This is a genomic window from Robertmurraya sp. FSL R5-0851, from assembly GCF_038002965.1.
In the GTDB taxonomy this organism is placed as follows: domain Bacteria; phylum Bacillota; class Bacilli; order Bacillales; family Cytobacillaceae; genus Robertmurraya_A; species Robertmurraya_A beringensis.
Window position 1 is genome coordinate 528,190 of the sequence record NZ_JBBOOE010000001.1, and the last position, 25,590, is coordinate 553,779.

The following is a 25,590-nucleotide window of genomic DNA, read 5'->3' on the forward strand; positions in this document are numbered from 1 at the left end:
AGAACTATTTAAAGACTAAATATAAAAATTAAGAAGAATCCAATCGAAAGAATTGAGTAAAGAAGTGCTTTTTTTAACTGGTTTGCATTTAAGTATTCAAATGCACGTACCCCATTGTAAATAGAGATACCTATATAACAAAAGATTAAACTGACACTAAATTTCTCCATTAGTAAAGAGAAGATAATTAGTATTAGTAAAACAAACCCTGTAACTTTTTGAACTAACTGGAATGTTCTGTTCATAATAATCACCTCATTACCAGATTAACGTGGCAGGATAGTTCAAGTTAAACTTACTATTTTTGGTACCTATTTAATGAAAAACATAATGCTATTATTAAAAATAGAAAACCTAGAGTTGAACCAAAGATTGGTGAATATTCAAATAGCGGTCTTAATGATACCCCACCTAAGAAGAAAGATGTTGAGAGTAAAATAAATAGCACAGTCCAATTTTTATTTTTAATCATTGTTCTCGCTCCTTTTCAGTTATTTACGAATGAAAACGGAAGGGGTTTCAAAAATTTTCACTGAATTAAAATACACCAGTAAGGGTGGGTTATTTAAATTGTGAAGAAATGTACTTAAAGAAACGGGGGCATTTATCCAAGAAGGATTGACGCCTCTTTTTGTTGAATTTCCTTATTGTAGAAAAGGGGTAGCTTGTTGAATAAGAACAACATACTTTTGCCCAATCAGAATAAAATGGTAGTAAAAGATTTTGGAGGGGTTTTATGAAGCTAGTAGGGGAACAAATTTATCTTCGATTTTTTAAAACTTCTGATGCCAGCGAGTTAGCAAACTTACAAACTAGAAATCGTGAATTTTTTCAACGAGTTAGCCCATTACTCCCAGAAGCCTTTTATACAGAAGATCATCAAAGAATACGCATTGAACGGGTATTAAAAAAGACAGATGAAGGGCAATTATATGCTTTTGGAATCTTTTTAAAGGCCACCGATAAACTGATCGGAGACATTTCATTAACTCAAATTGCAAGGGGAGACCTCCAAAGCTGTTATACGGGATTTACTTTAGATAAGGAATATAACGGAAAGGGCTATACAACAGAAGCTCTTCAACTTGTTGTAGACTTTGCTTTTAGAGAATTAAAACTACATAGAATTGAAGCAGGAGCTATGCCTGACAATCTAGCATCTATTCGAGTATTAGAAAAAGTAGGATTTAAAAAAGAAGGTATAGCTAAAGAGAATCTAAGAATTAACGGCAAATGGACAGATCATCAAATATTAGCTATCATCAACAGCTTGGATGTGTAAGCTCATTCCACATCCGATAATATGCTTTGTTCCAAGAAGGATTAAAGCCATTTTTGTTGAAGTTACTGTACAAAATGAGCAGTTTTGTGGAATAAGACAAACCAGATCACTCATATCTTTATGAAAAAAATAGGGTGTGATCAGCCATGAAGAATCATAATGTAGTTTTCTATACAATTAGAGGTTCGACAATTAAAAAGTTTATTATACTTGATTGTATTACTGGTACAGGTATATATTATGCGTTAAAAATCATAACTTCTAGTATACTTGTTGGAGTTGTTGGAAGCATGGTTTGTACAGGAGGTATTAAAAGAGCGTATTGTAAATACATCACATAAGCAAACAGGGCTGTTAATCCATAACGGATTAACGCTTTTTTGTTATCTTATTAAGCAATAATGGCAGCTTACTTCAAAAAGGCCCAAAAAACATTGGATGACTTGTAAAATAGTCAATAGGGATGAGTTGATTTATATAACTTCGGAGGCATTAATTCCATAGGATTTATGCTTCTTTTTGTTGGATTTCCTTATTGGTAGAAAAAGAGCAGTTTAGTAGAGGAATTAGTTGAAACCTTCTTTTGGAACTAGAGGGGCAGCATTCTCTTAATGGAAAAATCGAAGGATTTTGTATAAGAAATTGAATTACCTCAATAGGAATGCTAACCTTTGTTTCACTTGTGACGTAAACAAATAAATAAGGGAGATGTTTTGAGTCATGTTTGAATTATTAGTCGCATTAGGAGATTTCTTTAGCTCATGGTCATGGGTCTTTGAAAAAAGAACCCAGATGAGGGTATCGGGCAGGGTTTGATCATTAAGCGGAGAATATTCGCTTAATTAAGAAATTGCACTGAAAATAGCTCAAATAGACGGAGAGATTCCACTAGCATTGCATATGTATCCACAGGCAAAAAATTACCCCCTATTAATTGATTAATAGGGGGCTATTTTTATGGACGAAAGCAAAAAAGTCTCCTAAACTAGAAGTTGAACCCACGTTATCCGTGACTGCTACTAAAGGAGACTTTCATGGATAACATTATATCAAATCAGACCGTATTTAGTAAATGCCTATCATTCTTGCCTTTTGAAACATTTAAGGGTTCGTTCTTAGACAACGGCGTAAAAAAACTGACCACCGCTAATTTAATGAGGATTTGTGTCACCATGCAACTGGGAAATTGGAAATCCTACGAGGAAACAGAAGAGCGTATTCGTGCCATGGAAGGTACAGAGGAACTGTTTGGCCTTACCAGTATTAGTGCTTCTCAACTATGTCGTCGAGTCAATGCTTTACCTTCAATCCTACCACGGCAGTTATTTCTTGCCGCTGTTACCCAATTGAATAAGCTAACAAGTAAAGGAAAAGGGATCCCTTCTTTGGGTCGTCTTCATCTCGTAGATTCTTCTTCCCTGCTTCTTGGGCCCACACTAGGAAACTGGACGTATTTTACAAAACATAGTAATTGCGTGAAGCTACATACTCGGATTGTCGTAACGGACCCCGGCACAGCTTATCCAGACATGGTCATTCCTTCTACAGGTAATGTGGATGATCGTGAAGTCATGCTTGAGCTCGTGATAGATCCTCATGCGACCCATGTGATGGACCGTGGCTATGTGGATTACAAAAAAATGGACCATTGGGTGGAAAACCGGATTCCATTCGCCATGCGTATCCAAGCTGGGCATAAGGCGAACATGATAAAATCCTATGAAGTTCCTGATGACAGTAGGGTTAAGCTAGATGCCTTAGTCGTCATGGGGAGTAGCTTCAGATCCATGGAACAGCCCCTTCGTCTTGTTGAATTCACAGATGAAGAGGGGAAAGAGTACCGTGTCGTAACCAATCGTTGGGATTTAAAAGCCGAAGAAGTAACCGAATTGTACCGGCACCGTTGGATCATTGAACTGTTTTTCAAGTGGATGAAACAACATCTACGTCTAGTTAAACTACAAAGTACCCAACCCCAAGGAATTTGGAATCAGATTTTCTTTGCAATGACGGCGTACTGTCTCACTTTATATGTGAGGTTAGTTGAGAAAACTAAGAAGACCACCTGGAAAGTACTCACCCTTATCCGCATCCATGCCGAAAGGACGTGGAAAAGTTTTCTTGATGAGTTACACCGTTTACCTGAAAGAACATCGAAAGGAAGACAAAAGAGCCAGCACCCGCCAAATGAAATAGAACTTTATGATGCAGGTGTGGCCATTGTAAAACAAGTGGGGGTAAGTACTAGCTCGATGGCAAAATATAAGACACCAAGAAAATAATATCCAATTTTTGGATAACTGGGTTCAATTACAACCCCATTGACTTTTTAGCTCTGGGACAAGAAATCCAACTGGTAAAATTATACTCAAATTACATATAAAGTAACCCTGGCATACTCTTGTGGATAATTTTGCAATGCTAGTGGAGAGATTCCGGCTATTGACTCGAAAAACGTGAAAATGGGTAATATTATTTTGCTTAACCGGAAAACCTCCGCTTATATACCATGAAAAGAGCTCTACTCTGCCGTCTAACCGGAAAAGCTCCGTTTATTTTCAAATTCTTTGTAAGATTAAATGCTTCACTATAGATTCAACGTAGCTTAGTTGAGTTATCATGCCATGAATGGGTTTACCATTGACGATTTGGACCAAAACATCCAGAGCTATTCCTGACAATATAGCATCTATTCGTGTATTAGAAAAATTTAAAAAAGATGGTATAGCTAAAGGAAATCTAAGAATTAATGGTAAATGGACAGATCATCACTATTTGCTATCATCAACAGCTTGGAAAATAAAAATTGAGGCTTGAGGATAGTTCCTCAAGCCAGTAGGTTGTTTATTATTTTAGCATTTACTATAGCAAAAACTTGCACCTACAATGATGAGTAAAATAAACAATACGACAATTAAGATAAAATCGTTTCGATTATCAGGACAGACAGGATATGCACATCCATAATCAAAAGCAGGAGCGGTATAGGTAGGCATTGGGGCCATATTTGGAGGAACATTAGCTCCAAGAGTCGGTGCTGCGTTAACGTTTGGATACATGATTACACTTCCCTTCGTGTAATGAATTTCTCTATATTATACTCTCGGAGGGGAATTTGGAGCCCGTCTATAAAAAAATGGGTGAATGTCATGGATTGTGTATTACATGGAATAATAAAGATAGTGAGCATATGAAATAGAGCTTTTGTTATGGTGCACGATCGGACGCTGCATTTTGTATGCTCGACCGTTTCTATTCCAACTGGCCACTCTGTATAAATACTTAAAAGATGGCCTTGTCACCAACTTTGTTATATAAGCTGATTGATGACTACCCGGTTTTCTTTTTTCATTAAGAATTCGAATCATTTCTTCGGATGTTCTTATATTAAATCCATGTCCAAACAGCGTACCATCATTAAGGAGAACGGCATTAACACCTCTGAAATGTGGTGTTCTTCGATCAAAGTCAGGATTATTAACGTACAGGACATCTCCAGGTAAAAAGTGATTGGAATAAAAGGTATTGATCCCTAGGTCTGTATCTGTATGCCAGCTGTAAAGATATAGATCTCGAAACAGTGAATTAAATAAATGGCTACCAATGCTATTCAATATGGCATGGTAATAGATGATTGGAATAGCTGTTGCACATTCAAATGCATAGAGTGAACTGTTCCGATAAATATCCAGAATCGCATCTGACGGTTGCACATCGGGTCTTAATAGGAACCCGCCTCCCCTTGTTAATTGCCAATACCTGGGGTTGCAGCGGGCATAAGCAAAGGTTGTAAACACTGCTTGACTATTATTCATTTTTTTCGCACTTTGGATAATGTTCTTTCGCACTTGAAGCTCAAACCATAATTCATGCTCGGAATAATAAGAATATAAAAAGGAAGCATTCTGCATCTGTTGAATTATTGTTTTCTCCATACTCCCAAGTTGCCAATTTTCATTTGGTTGAAACGGGACCCCTGATATTTGGATCATACAAATCCCCCATTCCTATACGCTTTCATTTTCATTCATATCTATCGTATTCTCATTTTTTATTAATCATGATAATTATTCATGTGGGTCAAGGGTATGCGTAAATAGGCCACACCTGTTTTCTCACAGCTAAACAAACGAAAGAAATAGAGAATTTTCACCTATCCTTCAAACACCCATAAACTGAAATCAGGGTGATGAATATGCAAAAACAAAACCAGATGGACATCTCTACTATTCATCAAAAGTATTTTCGTCCATCTTGCTTGAGAGCTTTAAATTTGAGATTCGGTGGGGAATTCTATTCCCTTTTTTCTGAAAAGCCTCATGACCAAATCCACTTACCGCCTGAATGGTTTCGAACCCCGGAAGATACGCTTCTTAACTATTTTAGCATCCTGCGTGAAGCTGAAAATCTAGGAGGGAGGAGTTGCGGTACGGTAGGTCAGGCACGTACTCCATTTCCAATTGCCTATAATTTCCTGTCTAGAGAGTATCAAAAAAAATTAAGCTTTGATGAATATTTTGATTCGTTTGCTGGGATCGGGCATACGAGTTTAATCAAGCTTTTTTACGTACCTGATGGAAAAAATGGATTAAAGTTTTTTTACGAAATGGAAACGATTGAGGGGTTTAAAGGGAAACGGGCGGAGTATTTTGGTTATTCATATGGATTTATCAATCTTGTATATGAAAAAGAGGGTTTTAAAATTTCGTATTTGAGTAAGTTTGAAGAGGATTTTTTATGTGCACCGTATCATGGTTGGGACCATGATGGGGAAGCAGTCGTCGAAGTGAAATATGGGGAATGGTGCAAATTAATACAACAAATTTACCCCACTGTGAGAGAGGGATACTTTAAACATATTTATTTTAAAGGTACGGATGGAGCTGATTATTGGTTTATTTATGTTACATTGACGAATGGAACGGATGTAGAAATTGCTCAATTTCGGAAATTCATCAATGAAGAGTGGAAACAGATTAACATCAAGCCGGAAGAAGAGTGTTTAACGAGGTTTGAGCGAGTCAAAGAGTCGTAGCTGCGGCTCTTTTTTTTTGTTCGACTCATGAAGGGAGTTTGTGCGTATTCTGAATATGCATCCAAAGAGGATTAGGCAAACATTGAAGAGGAATAGGTAAGAGGTTTTTTGTTAAATTGCTTATAATTAATATTGTTTAAATCTAAATCTTAAATTTGGAGTGAATATAAATGGACTATGTAAAATTAGGAAACACAGGATTAGATGTTTCAAGAATTTGCCTTGGAACAATGGGTTTTGGGGTTGCTGAACGTTGGGTTCATCCTTGGGTACAAGATGAAGAAAAAAGCCGCACGATTATCAAAAAAGCACTTGATTTAGGCATTAATTTCTTTGATACGGCGAATGTATATAGCGACGGAACAAGTGAAGAAATCCTTGGTCGTGCATTAAAAGATTATGCAAATCGTGATGAAGTCGTTCTGGCCACAAAGGTATATTTTCCAATGGGCAATGATTTAAACAGTAAGCGTCCGAACAGCAAAGGGCTCTCACGTAAAGCGATTATGACGGAGATTGATCATAGTTTAAAACGTCTTGGAACCGATTATATAGATCTTTATCAAATTCATCGTTGGGATTATAGCACTCCTATTGAAGAAACAATGGAAGCGCTGCATGACCTTGTAAAATCTGGAAAGGTAAGATATATCGGAGCTTCCGCAATGTACGCTTGGCAATTTTTAAAAGCGAATACTGTAGCAGAGAAAAACGGTTGGACGAAGTTTGTTAGCATGCAAAACCATTTGAATCTTATCTACCGCGAGGAAGAACGTGAAATGCTTCCGTTATGCCTAGACCAAGGAATTGGTGTGATTCCCTACAGCCCGCTTGCCTCAGGCAGGTTAACGCGTGACAAATCAGAAAAAACACATCGTTCCGAAACGGACAAAACGCAAAAATCAAAATATGATGCTATGGCGGAAGCTGATCAAATTATTATTGATCGAGTTGCAGAACTATCAGAAAAATATAATGTGTCTCGTTCTCAAATAGCACTTAGCTGGTTACTACAAAAAGAACCTGTAACTGCTCCAATTGTTGGCGCTACGAAAGTAAGCCATCTAGAAGATGCTGTAGGAGCACTTTCTGTTTCGTTAACATCTGAAGAGGTAGTCTATTTGGAAGAACCATATGTTCCACATCCAGTTGTTGGCGCTATATAAGAAGACGCCCCTTTTTAAGAGGGGTCCTTATTGGGGGAGAAAAAAAATGAAAAAGATATTTTACCTAATGAGACATGGACAAACATTATTTAATAAAAGAAGAAAAATTCAAGGTTGGTGCGATTCACCACTTACAGAATTAGGGATAAAACAAGCAGAGACTGCAGCTAAGTATTTTAAAGCGAACCATATTGTCTTTGACCATGCCTATTGTTCCACATCCGAAAGAGCAAGTGACACATTAGAAATTGTGACGAATCTACCTTATATAAGATTAAAAGGATTAAAGGAATGGAATTTCGGAAGTTTTGAAGGTGAAAGTGAAGATTTAAATCCATCACTTCCTTACGTTGATTTCTTTGCTAATTATGGTGGAGAAAAAGAAAAAGAATTTCAAAAAAGAGTGGCTGACACTTGTCAAAAAATCATGGAAGAAGATAATGAAGTGGTTTTAGCTGTATCTCATGGAGCCGCTTGTAGAAAATTTATGCAGTATTGGGAACATACCAGTTCTATTAGACAAAAAGAAAGAATCGGCAACTGTTGCATTTTAAAATTTGAATATGAGAACGAAGAATTTAAATTAGTAGAAATTATTAATCATGATTTTAGTAATCTAAGCGAAGCAATTCCAGTTTGATAGTATTGTGGAAAAATGTAATTGAACAAAAGGGGCAATTCTTCACGATTGAAGGATTGCTTTTTTTTATTTGACTAAAGGGAGGTTTGTTGAACATTCAATTGGTATTCTAATGTCTCATTCGAACATGCGTAACAGATCGGAGATACAGGTGGGTTATTTAGGAATAATATTAATTGAAAATACGGAATCTAACTGTAAAAAATTTCGGAGTGAGTATCGTGAAGAAAATAATTGCTCTCTTTACAATTTTATTAATGTTTGATACGGATAACATGGTTAGTGCTAAACCTTTAGAACCAAAGGAAATTAAACCGTATGCAGAAGACTGGTATGTTACACCAGAAGATATTATTCGAGATATTATATTTCCAGCTATTGATAAAAGGGTAATAAAAGAGTATGGAGGTAAAGAAACATCTGGTTTTGGCTGGCAGCAACGGAGGATTGTTAATATTGATTATAACAACAATCATTCTTATGATATTTCCTTAACAATTCAAGTTCCTGATAGTACTAATAAACCATTTGAATATGCAGAAGACTTGGTTAAGGTAAGAGTATCTCCATCTTGTGATAGTCCTAAGATTGGATGTAGTCATGGCTTTAAGGTAGAAGTATTAGATTACGAACATAAGGAACAGGAATAGGTGTTGCCCTTAATTGTAGCACCTTATTTGAATCGATCTTTTTAACTTACAGGGGCATTAATTCTAGAAAGATAGATGCTTTTTATTATGGAATCTCTTATTGAAGAAAAGAAGCAGGATACTGAAGGAATGGTTTTAAAAAAAATAGAAAGTCTTATGCTTAATTGGGTAAACAACAGGACTAAATAAGCGGAGACTTTCCGGTTAAATACAAAATGAAGCTCGTTTCAGGGCATATAAGGGGAGGTTTTCCGGTTACGCAAAGCATAATCGCGTATTTTCGCGTTTTTCGAGGCAATAGGTGGAATCTCTCCGTCTATTTGAGCTATTTATGGAGAATTTTTGAAGATAGGGGAAATTTCTCCGCTTATTTATCAGCTCGTCGCAGATTCCCACATTTATTGAACGAACGGGTGCTATTGTATAAATAAAGGGTTTCTGCAGCAGGCTTCTTTTTTTCATAATAATGACAGTTTGTATTTTAATTGTTCCTGCATTTTTTTATCCTTGCTGAAAATAATAAGATCGGGGTGATAAAATGGCAACTGCTAAAATCGGGGACAATATATTATTTAAGCGTGAAGGGCAAAGCTATAAAGGAAATGTTACGGTTGTAAGAGAAAATTCTGTTATTGTAGAGTACGGATACAATAAAGAAAAAAACCAACCACTTACAACCATAGTCAATCATAAAAATTATAAAGTTACTAAAGAAGCTTTGTGAAAAACCTTTTTGGTTATCAATTACACACCACGCATATGAAGTGCTTGGCATTAATAGTGTTGAATGTGTAAACTCAAAAAATATTTCCGACTTTGGAACATGTGTGAGTCAATAAAGTTTTCGCAATAGTCACGGGCAGTTCCTTGTTGGATCTGCCTTTTTCATTAAAACTTTAATAACCGGGTATTACAAAAACTAAGCGGAGGTTTTCCGGTTAAATGGCAGAGTAGAGCTCTGTTCGGGGGATTTAAGCGGAGATTTTCCGATTAAGCAGAGTAAAATTACCTATTTTCACGGTTTTTGAGTGAATAGACGGAATCTTTCCGCCTAATTAGGCAATTTTTATTGTAAATTCCTAATTAAGCGGAATTTCTCCGCTTAATGGCCAATCCCAGCTGATTCCCTCATCTCTTGATCTTTGAGGGTCCGCTCAGGCAACACAAAATGGCTCAGTATCGTGAACTGAGCCATTCGGATTTGGCGACAGGAAACGGAAACCGTTCTTCAGTCTTCTTTTGGTTTTGGGTATCTTTTTGCTTTCTTTGCTGACTCTCGTAATAAATACTCAATATGACTGTTAATGCTACGAAAATCATCTGCAGCCCATTTTTGTAATACTTCATAAAGGTCAGGATCTATGCGTAAGGGAAAGCTCTTTTTTTTTGTCATGTAAACCACTCATTTTAATATAAAGTACCTGTATTAATTACAGGAGTTGTAGAATTTTCTGAGACAATCGCGACTAGGAGGTTATTCACTAATTGTACCTTTCTTTCATCATCTAGTTCAATCACCTGATCTTGCTCTAGTTGATGGATGGCCATTTGTGCCATTCCTACGGCACCTTCTACAATCTTTTGACGAGCAGATATAATCGCTGTTGCTTGTTGACGCTGTAGCATAGCTTGAGCAATTTCTGTTGAGTAAGCTAGATGGGTCAAACGTGCTTCAACAACCTCTACTCCTGCTAAATCTAGTCTTGCTTGTAACTCTGCTGTTAGCTCGTTTGATACTTCTTCCGCATTTCCTCGTAACGTTAATTCAACATCTTCAAAGGTATCATAAGGATACTTTGTTGCTACATGACGAATAGCAGTTTCACTTTGAATTTCAACGAACTCTTCATAATTATCTACGTCAAAAATGGCTTTTGCTGAATCCACTACTTTAAATACGATAACGGCCGCAATCTCTATTGGATTTCCATCCACATCATTTACCTTTAACCGTTTACTATTAAAGTTACGGACTCTTAGAGAAATCGTTTTTCGAAAAGTAAGAGGAACGGTGAGAAATAGTCCACTATGACGGATGGATCCAAGATATTGACCGAAAAATGTCACCACCACTGCCTGATTAGGCTGAATAATCGTAATGCCGCTTCCAAGAAGTACGGCGATCAACAGAAGAGGAATAGCAGCTCCAAATCGTTCCTGAATGAGAAAGTATACTCCTGAGAAAAGTGAGATGGCAATGAAAAGTACACCAATAAATCCATTAAAATGAAAAGCACTTTTTTCTTTCAAATTTATCACTCCTATAAAATCAATTTGATATAATTATGATATCACTTTTGTATAAAAATGTAAATCAGGTTTTTAGAGGAGAGATGATATGAAATTCAAATACTGAATAGGGAAACTATGTTAAATGTTAAAAAAATAACCATTAGATCAAATGTCTAATGGTTATTTCAATTTTTTGATTTTCGGTAGCCTTCCGTCTGAGCCTCTTCTTCTGTACAGAACCAAACAATATTTTTACCGGCAACATCATTATAATGAGCTCCATTAGGCAAATGGAAAATTTTTGAGTTTTTATTTCCTTTTATTTTATTGATACAACTTAAATCACTTGTACCAATATTGGTTTCTACTTGAGAATTTTGTTCTGTAAATCCATTTTCCTTAACATAGTTTTCAAGGCTCCAAATGCCAATACCATTTATTTGAGCTTGTTGTTGGAGGTCTAAGAATGGATCTACATACTTAATGTCTGGTGGAAAGGTTGCAACTCGTGCTAATCCTTTTTCAATTAGAGCTTCGTTATGCATTTTTCCATCTAACCAAACGTATGCCAATATACGACCATAACGATCACGTTCAGAAATATCTTTTTCTAATTTCACTTGCTTGCCTAATAGCGCTTTTTTCGTAAATTCTGAAGCTTCAGGTCCATATGGTTGAACGGGCTTTGACGGATGTTTTGTTTCTGGGGTATCAATTAGTAACAGTCGAACCCTTTCTTCCTTGTTGTTGATCATTACGTCAATGGTATCTCCATCAACGACATTGGTTACGTTAGCGGAGATCAGTTTTAATCCCTCGGGATTAGTTATTTCTTTCCCCAGTAATGATGAATTCTGGTTATTGTTATTATTACTTGGTATACAGCCAGACAGCCCTAACAAGAGACTTCCAAGGATTATAACACATAGTACTTTCTTAAAAACATTCACTTTTATCCTCCATGTATTCTAAGTGCTTAATTATTTCTCAAAATTCGATGGATAATTAACACCAGAGATTTGCAGTAAAATAGTAGTTTCGGTAGTGCAAACATAGTATACAGTAAATCGATTTAAAAGATAATAGGATACTGCTAGCAACTATTATCATACTTTTCTTTTAACCTCCAATAAAGAAGTGGACATGAATTTAATTTATGTATTACTTAAAGAGGAATTAATCTTTAATGTAAAACTTTTATTACAATCCAAGCGTATTAGTTGTTTGCAAATACAATTGATTGTATAATTCTCATCATAACCATAACGTTATAGTTTGGAGGGGGCATCTTTGGGGCTGAGAAAATAAAAATTGGAGAATTAGCTGATATAACAGGTGTTACGAAGAGAACGGTTGATTATTATACACAACTCGGATTATTAAAAGCAGAACGTTCTGCTTCGAACTACCGGTACTATGACCACTCTTCAATAGAGCGAATTAATTTTATAGAAAAGCGAAAAAAAGAAGGGTTATCCTTAGATGAAATTAAGAAAGAAATTATTGAAAATTACTCAGAAGAGATTGATGTATTAGAATTGAGACTGAAAATGAAAGATTTGGAAAAGGAAGTTTCAGATATTCTTGCTCTTCTTGAGAAAAGTGATCAAAAGAAACATGGAGAATTGAAGGGGAAAATTTCACACGAAAGTATGTCACTAATCCAAACATTGCTCTTGTTTCTTAGTTAAAAGGAGGATACAAGCGAATGCTATTTCACCCTATGGATATTTTAATTTTTTGGGCGTTTGGGATTTCGATTTGGGCCCAGTTTAAAGTGAAAGGGAATTTTAAAAAGTGGTCAGAGGTCGAAACGCGTACAGGTTTATCTGGTGCAGATGCGGCTCGCCAAATTTTAGATAACAACGGACTATCCCATGTTCCAATCGAAGTTGTACCGGGAATGCTCAGCGATCACTATGATCCAATTCAAAGAACAGTTCGATTATCTGAGTCCGTTTACTATGGGAACTCTATTGCATCTGTATCCGTAGCAGCTCACGAAGTTGGTCATGCGATTCAACACCAACAGTCTTATCGTGCCCTTGTCCTTCGACATCGCATTTTTCCGATTGCGAACGTCGCTTCTGGAATTGCACCACTGTTATTGATTGCTGGAATGTTTATGCAACAGTTATCTTTAATTGGTGTAGGGATTGTCTTCTTTTCTGCTGCTGTTGCTTTTCAGTTGATCACCTTGCCGGTGGAATTTGACGCAAGTAAGCGTGCAAGAAACTTAATGGTTACAGAAGGAATTCTGTTTAATGATGAAGAACACGGTGTGAAAAAAGTCTTAAATGCAGCCGCACTAACCTATGTGGCTGGTGCATTAGTTGCTTTGTTCGAATTAATTAAATTTGTCATGATTTTTTTTCAAGGAAATCAGGACGACGAATAATCCATACTTGAATCGATATGAGTTCTATATAAACCATAACGTAATAGTTTGATAGAAATTTCCGAAGCTTGTTTTCTGAAGTAAGAGAGTTACCAATTGAGTTTGCTTTAACTATTTCTGGAGGTGAATCCCTCGGGAAGAGGGGAATAATTGGACATATATACGATTTTAAATATTACTTTATTAGTAATCTTACTTGCCTTGACGGCATTCTTTGTTGCTTCTGAATTTGCCGTTGTGAAAATCCGAATGTCAAGGATTGATCAATTAATTGCGGAAGGGAACAAGAAAGCTGTTGTAGCTAAGAAGGTCGTAGCTGATCTTGATTACTATTTATCTGCCTGTCAGCTGGGGATCACTGTTACTGCGTTAGGCCTTGGTGCATTCAGTAAGCCTTTTGTGAAGAAATTAATGACTCCAGTATTTGATTGGTTAAGTGTTTCTGATGATGTTTCGTCAATTATTTCTTATGCGATTTCTCTTGCTGTTGTCACATACCTTCACGTGGTAATAGGTGAAATGGCACCAAAAACACTTGCGATTGAATTTTCAGAAAAAGCAACGTTGCTCTTAGCGGGACCTCTCTATTGGTTTGGTAAGATTATGTACCCGTTTATCCAAGTATTAAACGGTACATCTGGTGTGCTCCTTCGTATGCTTGGTGTTCCTCCGGCGGCCCATGAGCAGGCTTATTCGGAAGAGGAACTAAAAATAATCATGGCTCAAAGCTTCCGAGGTGGGGAAATTGACCAAACGGAGCTGAAGTATATGGAGAATGTTTTCTCTTTTGATGAGCGTGTCGCGAAAGATATTATGGTACCGAGGACTGCTCTAGTCACAATCGATAAAGAGATGAGCTACGAAGAAATTATTCGAATTTTCGATGAGCATAATTATACACGTTACCCCGTTGTAGAAAACGGAGATAAGGATCGTATTATTGGGATTGTTAATGCTAGGAAAATGTTGAGTCATATCGTTGCGGGTAGAGAAAGCAAACTTGAAGATTTTATTCGTGATGTGCCACATGTGGTTGAGGCAACAAGTATTCAAAATATCTTTATGAAAATGCAGAAGGATCAAGTTCATATGATTGTTGTAATAGATGAATATGGTGGGACATCAGGTATATTAACGCTTGAAGATGTGTTAGAAGAGCTTGTCGGTGAAATTCGAGATGAATTTGATGCAGATGAGGTTCCAGATATTCGAAAGACTGGCGAGAATAAATATATTATCAATGGCCGTGTGCTTCTTTCTGAACTAGAAGACAGATTCGGTTTGGAATTTGATAGTGAAGATCTTGATACAATAGCTGGTTGGATTCAATTGAAAAATCTCGATGCTGTACAAAAAGGCGATGAAATCAAGCATGGTCGTCATGTATGGACGGTCGATCAAGTGGATAACTATCAAATCAAGCAGGTTATCTTTCATCAAAACATTGAAAAAGAAATAGTTGAGGAGAATAAAGCTTCTCTATCATTAACGTAAACATCTTGGAGGTGAATCCCTCAGAAAGAGGGAAATAATTGGACGGAATGATAATCTTAAATTTATTTTTGATAGCAGTATTCATCCTGTTGACAGCATTCTTTGTTGGAGCAGAATTCGCAATTTTGAAGGTTAGAATGTCAAGAATCGATCAATTGATAGCTGAAGGAAATAAGAAGGCAAAGTTAGCGAAAAAAGTAGCAAAGGAGCTAGATTACTATTTATCTGCTTGTCAGTTGGGGATTACGATTACAGCTCTGGTGTTAGGTGCATTAGGTGAACCGACAGTACAAAAAATACTACAGCCTTTGTTTGAAGAGTTCAATATCCCTGCTGCTGTAGCAACAATGCTTTCATACTTTATTGCATTGACTGTTGTTTCACTCCTACACGTAGTGATTGGTGAGCTTGCTCCTAAAACATTAGCCATTCAATACTCAGAAAAAATGACGTTATTATTAGCCCCACCGCTTTATTGGTTTGGATATATCATGAGCCCAGTGATTCGTGTCCTAAATGGATCTGCTCGACAGCTTCTTAACCTATTCGGTGTAAAGCCGTCCGGTCACGATACAGTCCATTCTGAGGAAGAGTTAAAGCTGATTGTTGCGCAAAGCTATGCAGGCGGAGAAATCAACCAAACAGAGCTTGCCTATTTAAAAAATATCTTTGCGTTTGATGAAAGACAGCTAAAGGATATCATGATTCCTAAATCCGAAATGATTACACTTGAAAAGCATCAATCCTTAGCCGAAATAATTGAAGTGATTGATAAGTATGATTTTACTCGTTATCCAGTAAATGACATGAGTGATAAAACAAAAGATTTTATTGGATTTATCAATACTAAGGAAATGCTTACAAGCATTGCGGCTGGAAGAAAGGGTGAGATTGGTGATTTCATCCATGACATCCCTCGATTTAAGCAATCGATCTCGATTAAGGATGTATTTCTAAAGATGCAACAAACTCGTACTCATATGGCCATTGTGACGGATGATCAAGGTGTTAGCGTCGGTCTTGTTACGATGGAGGATATTTTATCTGAAATTGTTGGAGAAATTCGAGATGAATTAGATGGTAATGAAATGTTGGCCACAACTTAATATTTATTTGTGGTACTCAAGAAAAGTCTGTAAGTTATTCGTGGTCATGAACTAAGGTTCATGGCCATTATCCATCTCTAAATATGTCGTAACAGGTCCAGATGCAATTTGTCACAAAAAACCTAGTTGACGAACTAAAAGATAGTATTGTAGTATAAGAAAATAATTGAATAAAACCTCACTTTTAACAGTGGGGTAGAGGCGCGATATTTAACAGTCTTTAGTGGAGTTTGAGAAGCAATGATGCTAAGGAGAAGGAAATGTCGCCGAAGTTTGTAATATTCTCGGTATTACATGCTGGGTCTGTAGTTAAGAGCTGCAGGACTGTCTCGATAAACTTAGTCGTTTATTGAGTTGTGCTATCTCATTTGGGATAAAAGAGGGGACTTTAGGACAACTATGCATAACGCGACCTGAGTTTATCTCAGGTCGTTTTTTGTTTTAGTACGATAAAATAACAGGGGGAAAGACATCATGAAAAACAAGTTATCATTATTCATAGTTTTGTTGGTTTCATCGATTCTTTTATTAGCAGGATGTGGATCAAGTAATGGTTCTGATTCTGGATCATCAGAAGATAATACATTTAAGGTAGGTTTGGAAGCGGGTTATGCTCCTTTTAACTGGACTCAAAACGACGATTCTAACGGTGGAGTTAAAATTGATGGTTCTGCAGAGTATGCAGGTGGATATGATGTGGAAATCGCAAAGAAGGTCGCTGAAGGATTAGGTAAAGAGTTAGTGATTGTTAAAACAGAGTGGGATGGCTTAGTACCAGCTTTAACATCAGGTAAAATTGATGCGATTATTGCTGGAATGTCACCAACAGCTGAGCGTAAGGAAACCATAGACTTTACGGATAATTACTACAAGTCAAATTTAGTAATGGTTGTGAAAAAAGGCAGCAAGTATGAAGGAGCTACTTCAATCCATGATTTCAAAGGTGCGAAAATCACAGCTCAATTAAATACATTCCACTACAATGTGATTGATCAAATCGAAGGTGTAAACAAGAAAACGGCGATGGACAACTTCCCGGCAATGAGAGTTGCTCTAGAATCAGGGATCATTGATGGATATGTTTCAGAACGTCCTGAAGGAGTTAGTGCATCTGCTGCCAATGAAAACTATGTGATGGTTGAATTTGAAGATGGCTTTGAAACATCAGAAGATGATACAGCGATCGCAGTCGGTTTGAAAAAAGACAGTGATTTAACAGAGAAAATCAATGAAATTTTAGCAGGTATCTCAGAGGAAGAGCGCACAAGCATCATGGATAGCGCTATTCAGAATCAACCTGCAGCAAAATAGAATTCAGAAACCGGCTGTATATATGCATACAGTCGGTTTTATACGGTAAGGAGGAGAAATGATGAGTCTTGAATGGGTGATTAAAATCATTGCGGAAAACTGGCCTATGTTCCTTCGTGGTGCTGGGTTAACCCTTTTAATAGCTTTGGTTGGAACGATTTTTGGGGCAATGATTGGATTATTAGCAGGGGTTATACGAACGATCCCCATGCCTGACCGTGGTGGGAAGAAAATATTTTTAAAAGTAATAAACCTGATTCTTTCTATATATATAGAGTTCTTCCGTGGAACACCGATGATTGTACAAGCCATGGTTATTTTCTATGGATCTGCCTTGGCATTCGGTATCGATATGAATGTGTTTGTGGCCGCTATTTTTGTCGTATCGATCAATACAGGAGCTTATATGGCGGAAATTGTACGTGGTGGAATTGTTTCGATTGAAAAAGGGCAGTTTGAAGCCGCACATGCGATCGGAATGAATCATCTACAAACGATGTGGAATGTGGTATTGCCACAGGTCATTCGAAATATTTTACCTGCAACAGGAAATCAATTTGTTATTAATATTAAAGATACGTCCGTTCTGAATGTCATTTCCGTGACCGAGTTATTTTTTGTTACCAAATCGATTTCAGGCAATAACTTTAGATATTTTGAATCTTTCTTCGTTGCGTGTCTGATTTATTTTGTAATGACGTTTATTGTGACAAGAATCTTGCTTTATATCGAAAAGAAGTTAGATGGCTCTGATAGCTATACGATGATTGTTAACGAAACACAAGTAGAAGTGGCTCAAAAGTAATGAGAGAAGGAGGAGAGACTTTGGAAAAGATTATTGATATTCAGCATTTAAACAAATCCTTTGGAACTCATGAAGTATTAAAAGACATTAATTTTTCAGTGAACAAAGGAGAAGTAGTGACCATTATCGGTTCTTCAGGTTCTGGTAAATCCACTCTTCTTCGATGTGTGAATCTTTTAGAAAAGCCAAGCGGCGGAAAAATTATTTATCATGGCGAAAATATACTAGATGACAAGCATGATGTAGCGGCTTACCGACAGCATTTAGGTATGGTGTTCCAACAATTTAACCTTTTTAACAATCACAATGTTCTAATGAACTGTGTGGTAGGACAAGTTAAAGTACTCAAACGCTCCAAGGAAGAAGCCGAAAAAGTAGCGATGAAGTACTTGAAGGTGGTTGGAATGGATAAATATATTAACGCAAAGCCTAAGCAACTGTCTGGTGGACAAAAGCAACGTGTGGCCATTGCTAGAGCCCTTTCCATGGACCCAGATGTGATGCTATTTGATGAACCAACATCTGCACTAGATCCAGAAATGGTAGGAGAAGTTCTGAAAGTCATGAAGGAACTCGCAGAATCAGGTCTGACGATGTTGATCGTGACGCATGAAATGGAATTTGCCAAAGAAGTATCGGATCGAGTGGTCTTCATGAACCAAGGCGTCATTGCCGAAGAAGGCACTCCAGAGCAAATTTTCACTAATCCAAGCCAAGAACGTACAAGAGAATTCTTGAAACGAACGTTAAAATAATCGCAATTATTACTGAAACTGTGCCTTCACTTGCTACCTAGCAAGTGAAGGTTTTTTTATCCTTTTCTAGCGCTCAGGGGAATCAAACGCATGTTCAGATTCCCGTTGCGCTCTTTTTTTTAGCGCTCAAGGGAATCAACCCCCCACTTAGGTTCCCGTTTAGTTCAATTTCCAGCGCTCAAGGGAACCAAAGCCACACTTAGATTCCCGTTTAGTTCAACTTCCAGCGCTCAAGGGAATCAAACCTAGACTTAGATTCCCGTTCAGTTCGTTTTCAAGGGCTCAAGGGAACCAAACCTACACTTACATTCCCATTCAGTTCGTTTTCAAGGGCTCAAGGGAACCAAACCCCCACTTAGATTCCCGTTCAGTTCGTTTTCAAGGGCTCAAGGGAACCAAACCTACACTTAGATTCCCATGCAGCACATTTTCAAGCGCTCAAGGGAACCAAACCTACACTTAGATTCCCATGCAGCACATTTTCAAGGGCTCAAGGGAACCAAAGCCACACTTAGATTCCCATGCAGCATATTTTCAAGGGCTCAAGGGAACCAAAGCCACACCCAGGTTCCCATACAGCACTTCTCCAAGCGTTCATGGGATTCAGAACCGACTCCATCAAAACCCCATTTCATATAACTCTTCAAAATAAAGCTCTTCAAACTTTTTATTCAGGATTCCGTAATAATAGGCAATAGGCTTGTGTAAGGTGCTTGCTTTGATTTTGCTAATCATTTGTTTAAAGGAGTGCACGGCCATATTTACCACGAGATCGGTTTGGCGTTCACAATTATTCCGGTAGGCGGCGATTTGGGCCATTTTCCAGAATTCCTCGATCTTTTTAGCCTCTGGAAAGAAGTATCTGACGACTTGAGAGAAGGAGTAAGGAACCAGATCGCTTGTGTAAGTGTAATCTAGTGGCTTGTCATTCATAGCCTCGGAAGGTTCGGGTGATTCCGTTTCTTTACGTTCTTTAATCTTTATATTTTTAGTTTTAGAAGGATTACTAGTTTTATTATGGTGGTTCAAATCATCTTCCTTGGGTAGTCCGTTTGTAGGAAAAGGTTGAAAAATATACAGATTACTAGACTGAGAACCATTATTTCTTTCGGTTTCATGAACGATCAACAGTCCTAACCTAATCGCCTTTTGAATCATTCGTTTAAAAGTTGAACGGGAGATTCCGTTTCCGTTGTGTTCCTCATGGATGGCTTTTAACACGGTCCCAATTTTGGCATTGCAAACGCCAGGAATTTTCGCAGCATAACGAACGAGGCGCTTCAATCCCACTCGTTCCCCCTTAGAGAAATCATGTTTATGGATAGCCATCCACATTTCCATATGAGTATTAAAATCTTTTAAAGAAGAAAATAGAGAATATGTTTCAAATTGTTCAATACAACCATTTTTTAAATTCATTCTTGGCACCGTCCCTTCATTGCTTATATAGAGAAGGGCGGTTCAATTGGACAGGGTGGTTTTTGGGCATTTGTGAAGGATTTTTGAACAGTTTTGAATTAGAATGTAATGGGGGTTACGTTACATTGATTCTATTTTGTCTAAATTAAGTAATGGTAAAAAAATTATAGAAGGGGTTTTACAGATGGATGCAAATAAAAAATGGCTTTCCATTCCGAAAGAGATGAGAAATAGTCTACTAGGTAATGTTTGGTGTGGAAATTGCTCTGATGTAACTACGATTACTGCTTTTATAGTAGAAGAAAGTAATTTTGGTATTGTGTTAAAAGGAAAGTGTAAAAATTGCGGTAAAAATGTGGCTAGGGTGATTGAGGAAGAGTGAATAAAGGATGAAGGGAAACAATGGATCGACTGATACTTCGCTCTATATGTCTGAACGGACGAAAGGCCAGGATGCAAGTAATTGGTCCAGTAAAGCAGCTCATTTTTATGACAAAGGATTTGAGCAGTATGCCAAAAACTCTAGTCCTAAATTGAAGCAACAAGGATTTAAATACAAGTAGATTTGGAGGAGTTATTAAGGTGCCGCAATTAATAATTAGAGGAATAACCGTTGAACAGGTAAAAACCATTAGTGAACCACTGGTACAAGAATTGGCTACCCTTTGTGACTGTGGAACCGATAATTTTACATTAGAGATTATGAATTCTATCTTTGTTTTCGATGGAGAAGAGGTTCCTGGATATCCATTTATTGAAGTCAAATGGTTTGACCGGGGGAGAGAGATTCAGGATGAATTTGCTAACATCATAACGAAACAGGTTCATTCCCTCGGGATACCTGAAGTAGAAGTGGCTTTCCATACCTTTAGGGAGTCTGATTATTATCTTAATGGAAAGAGTTTTGCTTAATAGAAAATAACATGGGAACGGTTCTCCTGTTTCATTTTCAGATGAAACGCGGGAACCGTCCTTTTGTTTACCCCAGAAAAATTCAATCAAACGTTTGATTGAATTTTTTTATAGAGAAAAAAAGCTCTTAAACGTTCATGGCAATTCCGGTCGAGCAAATTGTTTCCCATGAAGTTTATCATATTTCAAATAGATAAATAGACTATAAAGATTTAGAATAAGAGTAGGTCATTCCAAAAAATGTTAGAGGGGGGATTTATATGATCCCGGCAAAAATAGATTCCAACCCTATCTCTACAAAAAGAGAGAAAAGCATGGAATACGTCGTCGATTGGTTCGAACAGCATATGCAATCCTTGTATACACTTGGTTATTTTTATCTTAGTAATCAGCATCAATTGGAAGAACTTTTCTATCAATCTATGATACAAGTCCATAAAGAGCTACCGCGATTTAAGCATGACACATCCTTCGAAATGTGGGTAACTTCCCTTTTCATCCAACACTGCCGAACCTTTTCGCATAATAGAGCCAATCAAGCGGTAGTGGATAAGGAACCACGTCCGGATTTACTTACCGCGCTTGATCATCTGAAAGAAGATGAGAGAGAAGGGTTGCTCCTAACCTATGTAAAAGGATTCTCCCAGGAGGAAGCAGCACATATACTTCGAGTTTCAGTGAATCAGATCAAGGAGTTGTTGTATTCTGGAATCCGATCACTTAGAAAACAAATGGGCATTGGGGAAACCTTTCATGGCTGTACAGAATATCATAAGAATTACATTGATTATTTAGAACGAACGATGGAGCGGCCGAAGAGGGTTGATTTTGAAGTACATATCTATCATTGTGAGAAATGTCAGGAGGATTTGTCTACCTTTCAGGATGCTAGGTTATCATTATTAGACCATACCGATAGGCTACAAGATTTACATGTACCCTCTGGATTAATGGAGAATGTTAAAGAGAGGCTGTTAGAAGAGGAAAACATTAGACGTCAAAGAAACGAGAAGCGTAAAAAATGGGGGCTCGTTTTTGCAAGTGTTTTCGCAGCGCTCATGAGTATCGGATTTTTCACGGGGGTCTATTCTAACCTTTACTATACATGGACAGAAGAAGATGAACAGCTGCGTGCTTTTCTGCAACAGGATCTGGGTGAAAGGGTAACCCTGGAGGCGGAAAGCGAAGGGGTGTCAGTTAAAATTAAAGGCGTGGTTGCTGACGATGTTCAGACCCTCGTTTTTTATGAAATCATTGATTCCAATGAGGATAATCAATATTTTATGAATTATAATGACGGAGTTTTTGTAGGAAACGAAAATGAGATTATGAACCGTGATACCTACCCAAAATACTATCCTCCAGACCTTGAATCTGATATTAATAATCAAGAAAAGAACGTGTATCAAGGGAAGATTAGTCTCTTGCCGCTCAAGACGGATGAAGGGACCGTCGAGTTAAAGATTACCAAGCTTATGCAGTTGATTCGTGATTCCTCTGAGTCGAATGAATACTGGCCTTACGGAAACAATCAGTACAAGACAGGGGAGTGGAGTTTTGAAATCCCTGTAACGAAACAACCTTCTACCGAATTTGCATTGAAAGCTGAAACTGAAATCGAAGGAATACCGGTTCGATTTGAGAAATTGATCGTTGCACCAACAACAACGACTTTACAATATAGTGTCAGTCGAACACAGATAGAGAAGAGGATAGAATTCCTTACGTTTCGCAACCTAGAAGTCAACAATCAAATCGTCAAAGCAGATATGTTTGGGAGCATGCCTACGAATTCACAGCCGGATATGAACTGGTATAGTTTTCAAGCACAATTTGATACTCATTTAGGAGAAAAACCAAAAGAAGTTAGCGTTCAATTTGAATCGGCTTATTTAACATATGAAGACCAAAAAACCATCGCACTGGATGTGACTCAGGAATATCCTCAAACCTTTGAATACGCGGGAAGTTCGATCAGCATCGATAAGGTCGAAGTTGGAGTGCCAACGACGATTGTGATAAGCGACCATGAAATTGAGAATCGAGCCTATGAGTCCCTACATATCAATATTGTTGGGGAAGATGAAAGTTTACCTAATTCCATGAACATGGAGACAGAAGGAGTCATCGTGGACAAAAACGGGGTAATATACGACATGAACAACACTCCTTTCAACTATGAAGAAATTGAACAACCACGTCATTTCATCACAGTTCAAACGCTTAGATTAGAAAATAGCAACATGGTTCCTAAAAGACTTGATATTTTTGGGTATAATACAACTAAATATTTGAATGATATTGTGACGATGGAGTTGGAATAACGTATTTTAGGAGATGTATAATTTGGGTTTCTTAGGTTTTTTACATTAATCATAGCTGTCCAATCAGTAGGTGGATTCTGGCCATATGTTTTTTAATGAACGAAATGGAACTAAACCGTCTTTATCCCTGGATTGAGACGGTTTTTGATTGAGGGGCCAATCCTTGATGATCTCCACAAATTTTAAAAAGCCGATATTCCAATTCCAGCAGAGCCACTTGTGCGTCCCACCATTAATGACACTTTATTACATAGAAATTACAGTTCTTTAACAAATAACAGAAAAATGACGGAATTTCCAAACCGGTGGCGAATTTTATAGGTATAGAGAAAAATAGGGGGCAATATCTGAAGCTAATTGGGGGGACTATATATGCTAGGATTTGAAACCAATATCGATCAATTTGCCACTATAAAAGTAATTGGAGTTGGAGGCGGCGGAAATAATGCGGTGAACCGGATGATTGAGGACGGCGTGCAGGGAGTGGAGTTCATTGCCGTGAATACAGATGCGCAGGCTCTCAACATGTCAAAGGCGGAGGTCACGATGCAAATCGGTGGTACGTTGACCAGGGGCTTAGGTGCCGGTGCCAACCCTGAAATCGGCAGAAAGGCTGTCGAGGAGAGCAGGCAACAAATCAGTGATGCCCTACAAGGTGCGGACATGGTATTCGTAACGGCCGGAATGGGTGGCGGAACCGGGACCGGAGCTGCGCCGGCGATTGCCCATATTGCGCGCGAACTTGGTGCGCTTACGATTGGGGTGGTGACTCGTCCATTTACTTTTGAAGGCCGCAAGCGGGCACAAAATGCTGCATTTTGAAGGCCGCAAGCGGGCACAAAATGCTGCAGCTTGAATTGAAGAGATGAAGAAAGCCGTTAATACCTTAATCATCATTCCAAATGAGCGATTGCTAGAAATTGTTGACAAGAAAACGCCGATGATTGAAGCCTTCCGTGAGGCGGACAATGTCCTCAGGCAGGGTGTCCAGGGCATTTCCGACTTGATCGCCGTGCCAGGCTTGATTAACTTGGACTTTGCTGATGTGAAAACAATCATGTCCAACGAAGGAACGGCGCTTATGGGCATCGGAGTGGCTACAGGCGAAGACCGTGCTGCCGAAGCTGCCAAAAAGGCCATCTCCTCACCGCTGCTTGAAACAAGCATCAACGGCGCGAAAGGAGTGTTGATGAACATCACAGGCGGCATGAACCTCAGTTTGTATGAAGTTCAGGAAGCGGCCGACATTGTGGCGGCTGCAACAGATGACCAGCTTAACATGATTTTTGGATCGGTCATCAATGAAAACCTGAACGATGAAATCATGGTGACCGTGATTGCGACCGGCTTCGATCATGATGAGGAGGAAGCTCCCCCGTCGAACACATCGCGCCGTACTAGGGACGTGATGGCCAATTCCCGTGAGCAATACCATGATCACTCGAGACAGCGAGAGCCTGTCGCCCATGCAGAATCTTGGAATTACGACCAAGCCCAAAACTACAGCCAATCCAGCAGCTACCGTCAATCCGGCAGCTACGGTCAATCTGGAAACTACATTCAATCCGGCAGTTACGGCCAATCTGGAAACTACAGCCAATCCGGCAATCACAGACAGCCGCCTGCCTACGAAGAGCCCGCAAATTACGAACGGAGTACCCAGCAGCAAGATGACTCGCTTGATATTCCATCGTTCTTGCGGAAGCGAAACAGAAGAGGGTAAACCCAAACGAACAAAAAGGTCAAATCATTTGCGATTTGGCCTTTTAATATAGATTAAAACAAACGTTAATTCAGCCATTTTAATTTGGTTCGGTCATGCAAAGCCCCTAAATTTTTACGATAGGGTGATAGAGTTAAAGATAGGGATTACTGCAGGTGATCTTTTTTTCTTATTGTACAAAAGAGGCAGGATATTTGAAGAACGATTGAGGAAAATTTCATAAAAAAGAACGCGTTTTTTCAGATAACAAATAGCGTGCTTATTTTATGAACATTGTAATGAGTGTACACCTATTAGACTAACTGAATGTATAAAGCAGAATATCGTGAATTGATATT

The 25,590-nt window shown here is 38.1% G+C and carries 25 protein-coding genes, 3 pseudogenes and 1 riboswitch; of the genes and pseudogenes, 21 read left to right on the top strand and 7 right to left on the bottom strand.

All coding sequences use genetic code 11. The features are described 5' to 3' along the window. Positions 1–8: 8 nt before the first annotated feature. Entirely contained in the window at positions 9–245 is a 237-nt protein-coding gene (locus tag MKX65_RS02755) for a hypothetical protein (protein WP_340902189.1), read from the bottom strand. A gap of 491 nt (positions 246–736) precedes the next feature. Between MKX65_RS02755 and MKX65_RS02760 the strand changes: the two genes are divergently transcribed. The 3 genes and pseudogenes from MKX65_RS02760 to MKX65_RS02770 form a co-directional block, all read left to right on the top strand. Next, complete coding sequence (locus MKX65_RS02760; protein ID WP_340902190.1) at positions 737–1,282, top strand: GNAT family N-acetyltransferase; 546 nt, start codon at positions 737–739, stop codon at positions 1,280–1,282. A 1,034-nt stretch (positions 1,283–2,316) separates the two neighbouring features. After that, positions 2,317–3,564, top strand: a complete 1,248-nt coding sequence (locus MKX65_RS02765; protein WP_340901828.1) for an IS4 family transposase — start codon at positions 2,317–2,319, stop codon at positions 3,562–3,564. A 385-nt stretch (positions 3,565–3,949) separates the two neighbouring features. After that, positions 3,950–4,092: pseudogene (locus MKX65_RS02770) on the top strand (GNAT family N-acetyltransferase); the annotation flags it as partial. Positions 4,093–4,134: 42 nt separating this feature from the next. On the opposite strand, the gene MKX65_RS27000 reads toward MKX65_RS02770, so the two are convergent. Beyond that, the gene (locus MKX65_RS27000; RefSeq protein ID WP_160548301.1) at positions 4,135–4,278 is read right to left on the bottom strand and encodes a YjcZ family sporulation protein; all 144 of its coding nucleotides are present in this window, start codon (positions 4,276–4,278) and stop codon (positions 4,135–4,137) included. A gap of 165 nt (positions 4,279–4,443) precedes the next feature. Beyond that, positions 4,444–5,274, bottom strand: coding sequence for a protein-glutamine gamma-glutamyltransferase (locus MKX65_RS02780; RefSeq protein WP_340902193.1), 831 nt, complete (start codon positions 5,272–5,274; stop codon positions 4,444–4,446). Between the two features lie 203 nt (positions 5,275–5,477). Here MKX65_RS02780 and MKX65_RS02785 point away from each other — a divergent pair, with 203 nt between their 5' ends. The 5 genes from MKX65_RS02785 to MKX65_RS02805 all read left to right on the top strand — a co-directional run bounded on the left by MKX65_RS02785 (position 5,478) and on the right by MKX65_RS02805 (position 9,497). After that, a complete protein-coding gene (locus MKX65_RS02785) occupies positions 5,478–6,317 on the top strand; it encodes a hypothetical protein (protein ID WP_340902196.1) in 840 nt (279 codons plus the stop codon). 170 nt (positions 6,318–6,487) lie between these two features. Further along, positions 6,488–7,483 carry an aldo/keto reductase gene (locus MKX65_RS02790; RefSeq protein WP_340902197.1) on the top strand — a complete coding sequence of 332 codons (996 nt, stop codon included), beginning with the start codon at positions 6,488–6,490 and terminating at the stop codon, positions 7,481–7,483. A 46-nt stretch (positions 7,484–7,529) separates the two neighbouring features. Next, a complete protein-coding gene (locus MKX65_RS02795) occupies positions 7,530–8,123 on the top strand; it encodes a histidine phosphatase family protein (protein ID WP_160548281.1) in 594 nt (197 codons plus the stop codon). Positions 8,124–8,344: 221 nt separating this feature from the next. Next, positions 8,345–8,773 (top strand): hypothetical protein, encoded by a 429-nt coding sequence (locus tag MKX65_RS02800; RefSeq protein ID WP_340902198.1) that lies wholly within the window; start codon positions 8,345–8,347, stop codon positions 8,771–8,773. A gap of 538 nt (positions 8,774–9,311) precedes the next feature. Continuing rightward, on the top strand, positions 9,312–9,497 hold the full coding sequence (locus tag MKX65_RS02805; protein WP_340902199.1) for a DUF2187 family protein: 186 nt from the start codon (positions 9,312–9,314) through the stop codon (positions 9,495–9,497). 504 nt (positions 9,498–10,001) lie between these two features. Here MKX65_RS02805 and MKX65_RS02810 read toward each other — a convergent pair. From MKX65_RS02810 to MKX65_RS02820, 3 genes are all read right to left on the bottom strand, one after another. Beyond that, positions 10,002–10,166 (bottom strand): toxin-antitoxin system HicB family antitoxin, encoded by a 165-nt coding sequence (locus MKX65_RS02810; protein WP_160548285.1) that lies wholly within the window; start codon positions 10,164–10,166, stop codon positions 10,002–10,004. 14 nt (positions 10,167–10,180) lie between these two features. Continuing rightward, complete coding sequence (locus MKX65_RS02815) at positions 10,181–11,023, bottom strand: SPFH domain-containing protein (RefSeq protein ID WP_340902201.1); 843 nt, start codon at positions 11,021–11,023, stop codon at positions 10,181–10,183. A gap of 167 nt (positions 11,024–11,190) precedes the next feature. Continuing rightward, positions 11,191–11,955: a thermonuclease family protein gene (locus MKX65_RS02820; protein WP_340902203.1), complete on the bottom strand. Its 765-nt coding sequence runs from the start codon at positions 11,953–11,955 to the stop codon at positions 11,191–11,193. Between the two features lie 360 nt (positions 11,956–12,315). Here MKX65_RS02820 and MKX65_RS02825 point away from each other — a divergent pair. The 8 genes and pseudogenes from MKX65_RS02825 to MKX65_RS02860 form a co-directional block, all read left to right on the top strand. Beyond that, positions 12,316–12,489: pseudogene (locus tag MKX65_RS02825) on the top strand (MerR family transcriptional regulator); the annotation flags it as partial. A gap of 66 nt (positions 12,490–12,555) precedes the next feature. Beyond that, positions 12,556–12,696: a hypothetical protein gene (locus MKX65_RS02830; RefSeq protein ID WP_340902205.1), complete on the top strand. Its 141-nt coding sequence runs from the start codon at positions 12,556–12,558 to the stop codon at positions 12,694–12,696. 17 nt (positions 12,697–12,713) lie between these two features. Further along, a complete protein-coding gene (locus tag MKX65_RS02835) occupies positions 12,714–13,403 on the top strand; it encodes a zinc metallopeptidase (protein ID WP_340902206.1) in 690 nt (229 codons plus the stop codon). Positions 13,404–13,553: 150 nt separating this feature from the next. Beyond that, positions 13,554–14,897, top strand: a complete 1,344-nt coding sequence (locus tag MKX65_RS02840) for a hemolysin family protein (protein ID WP_160548288.1) — start codon at positions 13,554–13,556, stop codon at positions 14,895–14,897. 38 nt (positions 14,898–14,935) lie between these two features. Next, positions 14,936–16,003 carry a CNNM domain-containing protein gene (locus MKX65_RS02845; RefSeq protein ID WP_160548289.1) on the top strand — a complete coding sequence of 356 codons (1,068 nt, stop codon included), beginning with the start codon at positions 14,936–14,938 and terminating at the stop codon, positions 16,001–16,003. A gap of 188 nt (positions 16,004–16,191) precedes the next feature. Continuing rightward, a riboswitch (Lysine riboswitch) is annotated at positions 16,192–16,373 on the top strand. Between the two features lie 104 nt (positions 16,374–16,477). Continuing rightward, positions 16,478–17,314 (top strand): transporter substrate-binding domain-containing protein, encoded by an 837-nt coding sequence (locus MKX65_RS02850; RefSeq protein WP_340902209.1) that lies wholly within the window; start codon positions 16,478–16,480, stop codon positions 17,312–17,314. Positions 17,315–17,375: 61 nt separating this feature from the next. Next, positions 17,376–18,119, top strand: a complete 744-nt coding sequence (locus MKX65_RS02855) for an amino acid ABC transporter permease (RefSeq protein WP_340902211.1) — start codon at positions 17,376–17,378, stop codon at positions 18,117–18,119. Positions 18,120–18,139: 20 nt separating this feature from the next. Further along, positions 18,140–18,874 carry an amino acid ABC transporter ATP-binding protein gene (locus MKX65_RS02860; protein ID WP_340902212.1) on the top strand — a complete coding sequence of 245 codons (735 nt, stop codon included), beginning with the start codon at positions 18,140–18,142 and terminating at the stop codon, positions 18,872–18,874. A 618-nt stretch (positions 18,875–19,492) separates the two neighbouring features. Here the strand turns inward: MKX65_RS02860 and MKX65_RS02865 are convergent. Then, positions 19,493–20,293, bottom strand: a complete 801-nt coding sequence (locus MKX65_RS02865) for a hypothetical protein (protein ID WP_160548293.1) — start codon at positions 20,291–20,293, stop codon at positions 19,493–19,495. 184 nt (positions 20,294–20,477) lie between these two features. Between MKX65_RS02865 and MKX65_RS02870 the strand changes: the two genes are divergently transcribed. The 5 genes and pseudogenes from MKX65_RS02870 to ftsZ all read left to right on the top strand — a co-directional run bounded on the left by MKX65_RS02870 (position 20,478) and on the right by ftsZ (position 25,252). Beyond that, positions 20,478–20,675, top strand: a complete 198-nt coding sequence (locus MKX65_RS02870; protein ID WP_160548294.1) for a hypothetical protein — start codon at positions 20,478–20,480, stop codon at positions 20,673–20,675. Positions 20,676–20,682: 7 nt separating this feature from the next. Continuing rightward, positions 20,683–20,856, top strand: a complete 174-nt coding sequence (locus tag MKX65_RS02875) for a hypothetical protein (protein WP_340902213.1) — start codon at positions 20,683–20,685, stop codon at positions 20,854–20,856. A gap of 19 nt (positions 20,857–20,875) precedes the next feature. Next, positions 20,876–21,205 (top strand): DUF1904 family protein, encoded by a 330-nt coding sequence (locus MKX65_RS02880; protein WP_340902214.1) that lies wholly within the window; start codon positions 20,876–20,878, stop codon positions 21,203–21,205. 260 nt (positions 21,206–21,465) lie between these two features. Continuing rightward, positions 21,466–23,529 carry a DUF4179 domain-containing protein gene (locus tag MKX65_RS02885; RefSeq protein ID WP_340902216.1) on the top strand — a complete coding sequence of 688 codons (2,064 nt, stop codon included), beginning with the start codon at positions 21,466–21,468 and terminating at the stop codon, positions 23,527–23,529. A 372-nt stretch (positions 23,530–23,901) separates the two neighbouring features. Next, a pseudogene (gene ftsZ / locus MKX65_RS02890) lies at positions 23,902–25,252 on the top strand (cell division protein FtsZ). Positions 25,253–25,590 lie beyond the last annotated feature (338 nt).

Coding starts and splice junctions, on each gene's coding strand:
- MKX65_RS02755 (WP_340902189.1), bottom strand. CDS start 245: ATGAACAGAACATTCCAGTTAGTTCAAAAAGTTACAGGGTTTGTTTTA.
- MKX65_RS02760 (WP_340902190.1), top strand. CDS start 737: ATGAAGCTAGTAGGGGAACAAATTTATCTTCGATTTTTTAAAACTTCT.
- MKX65_RS02765 (WP_340901828.1), top strand. CDS start 2,317: ATGGATAACATTATATCAAATCAGACCGTATTTAGTAAATGCCTATCA.
- MKX65_RS27000 (WP_160548301.1), bottom strand. CDS start 4,278: ATGCCTACCTATACCGCTCCTGCTTTTGATTATGGATGTGCATATCCT.
- MKX65_RS02780 (WP_340902193.1), bottom strand. CDS start 5,274: ATGATCCAAATATCAGGGGTCCCGTTTCAACCAAATGAAAATTGGCAA.
- MKX65_RS02785 (WP_340902196.1), top strand. CDS start 5,478: ATGCAAAAACAAAACCAGATGGACATCTCTACTATTCATCAAAAGTAT.
- MKX65_RS02790 (WP_340902197.1), top strand. CDS start 6,488: ATGGACTATGTAAAATTAGGAAACACAGGATTAGATGTTTCAAGAATT.
- MKX65_RS02795 (WP_160548281.1), top strand. CDS start 7,530: ATGAAAAAGATATTTTACCTAATGAGACATGGACAAACATTATTTAAT.
- MKX65_RS02805 (WP_340902199.1), top strand. CDS start 9,312: ATGGCAACTGCTAAAATCGGGGACAATATATTATTTAAGCGTGAAGGG.
- MKX65_RS02810 (WP_160548285.1), bottom strand. CDS start 10,166: ATGACAAAAAAAAAGAGCTTTCCCTTACGCATAGATCCTGACCTTTAT.
- MKX65_RS02830 (WP_340902205.1), top strand. CDS start 12,556: ATGAAAGATTTGGAAAAGGAAGTTTCAGATATTCTTGCTCTTCTTGAG.
- MKX65_RS02835 (WP_340902206.1), top strand. CDS start 12,714: ATGCTATTTCACCCTATGGATATTTTAATTTTTTGGGCGTTTGGGATT.
- MKX65_RS02850 (WP_340902209.1), top strand. CDS start 16,478: ATGAAAAACAAGTTATCATTATTCATAGTTTTGTTGGTTTCATCGATT.
- MKX65_RS02855 (WP_340902211.1), top strand. CDS start 17,376: ATGAGTCTTGAATGGGTGATTAAAATCATTGCGGAAAACTGGCCTATG.
- MKX65_RS02865 (WP_160548293.1), bottom strand. CDS start 20,293: ATGAATTTAAAAAATGGTTGTATTGAACAATTTGAAACATATTCTCTA.
- MKX65_RS02870 (WP_160548294.1), top strand. CDS start 20,478: ATGGATGCAAATAAAAAATGGCTTTCCATTCCGAAAGAGATGAGAAAT.
- MKX65_RS02875 (WP_340902213.1), top strand. CDS start 20,683: ATGAAGGGAAACAATGGATCGACTGATACTTCGCTCTATATGTCTGAA.
- MKX65_RS02885 (WP_340902216.1), top strand. CDS start 21,466: ATGATCCCGGCAAAAATAGATTCCAACCCTATCTCTACAAAAAGAGAG.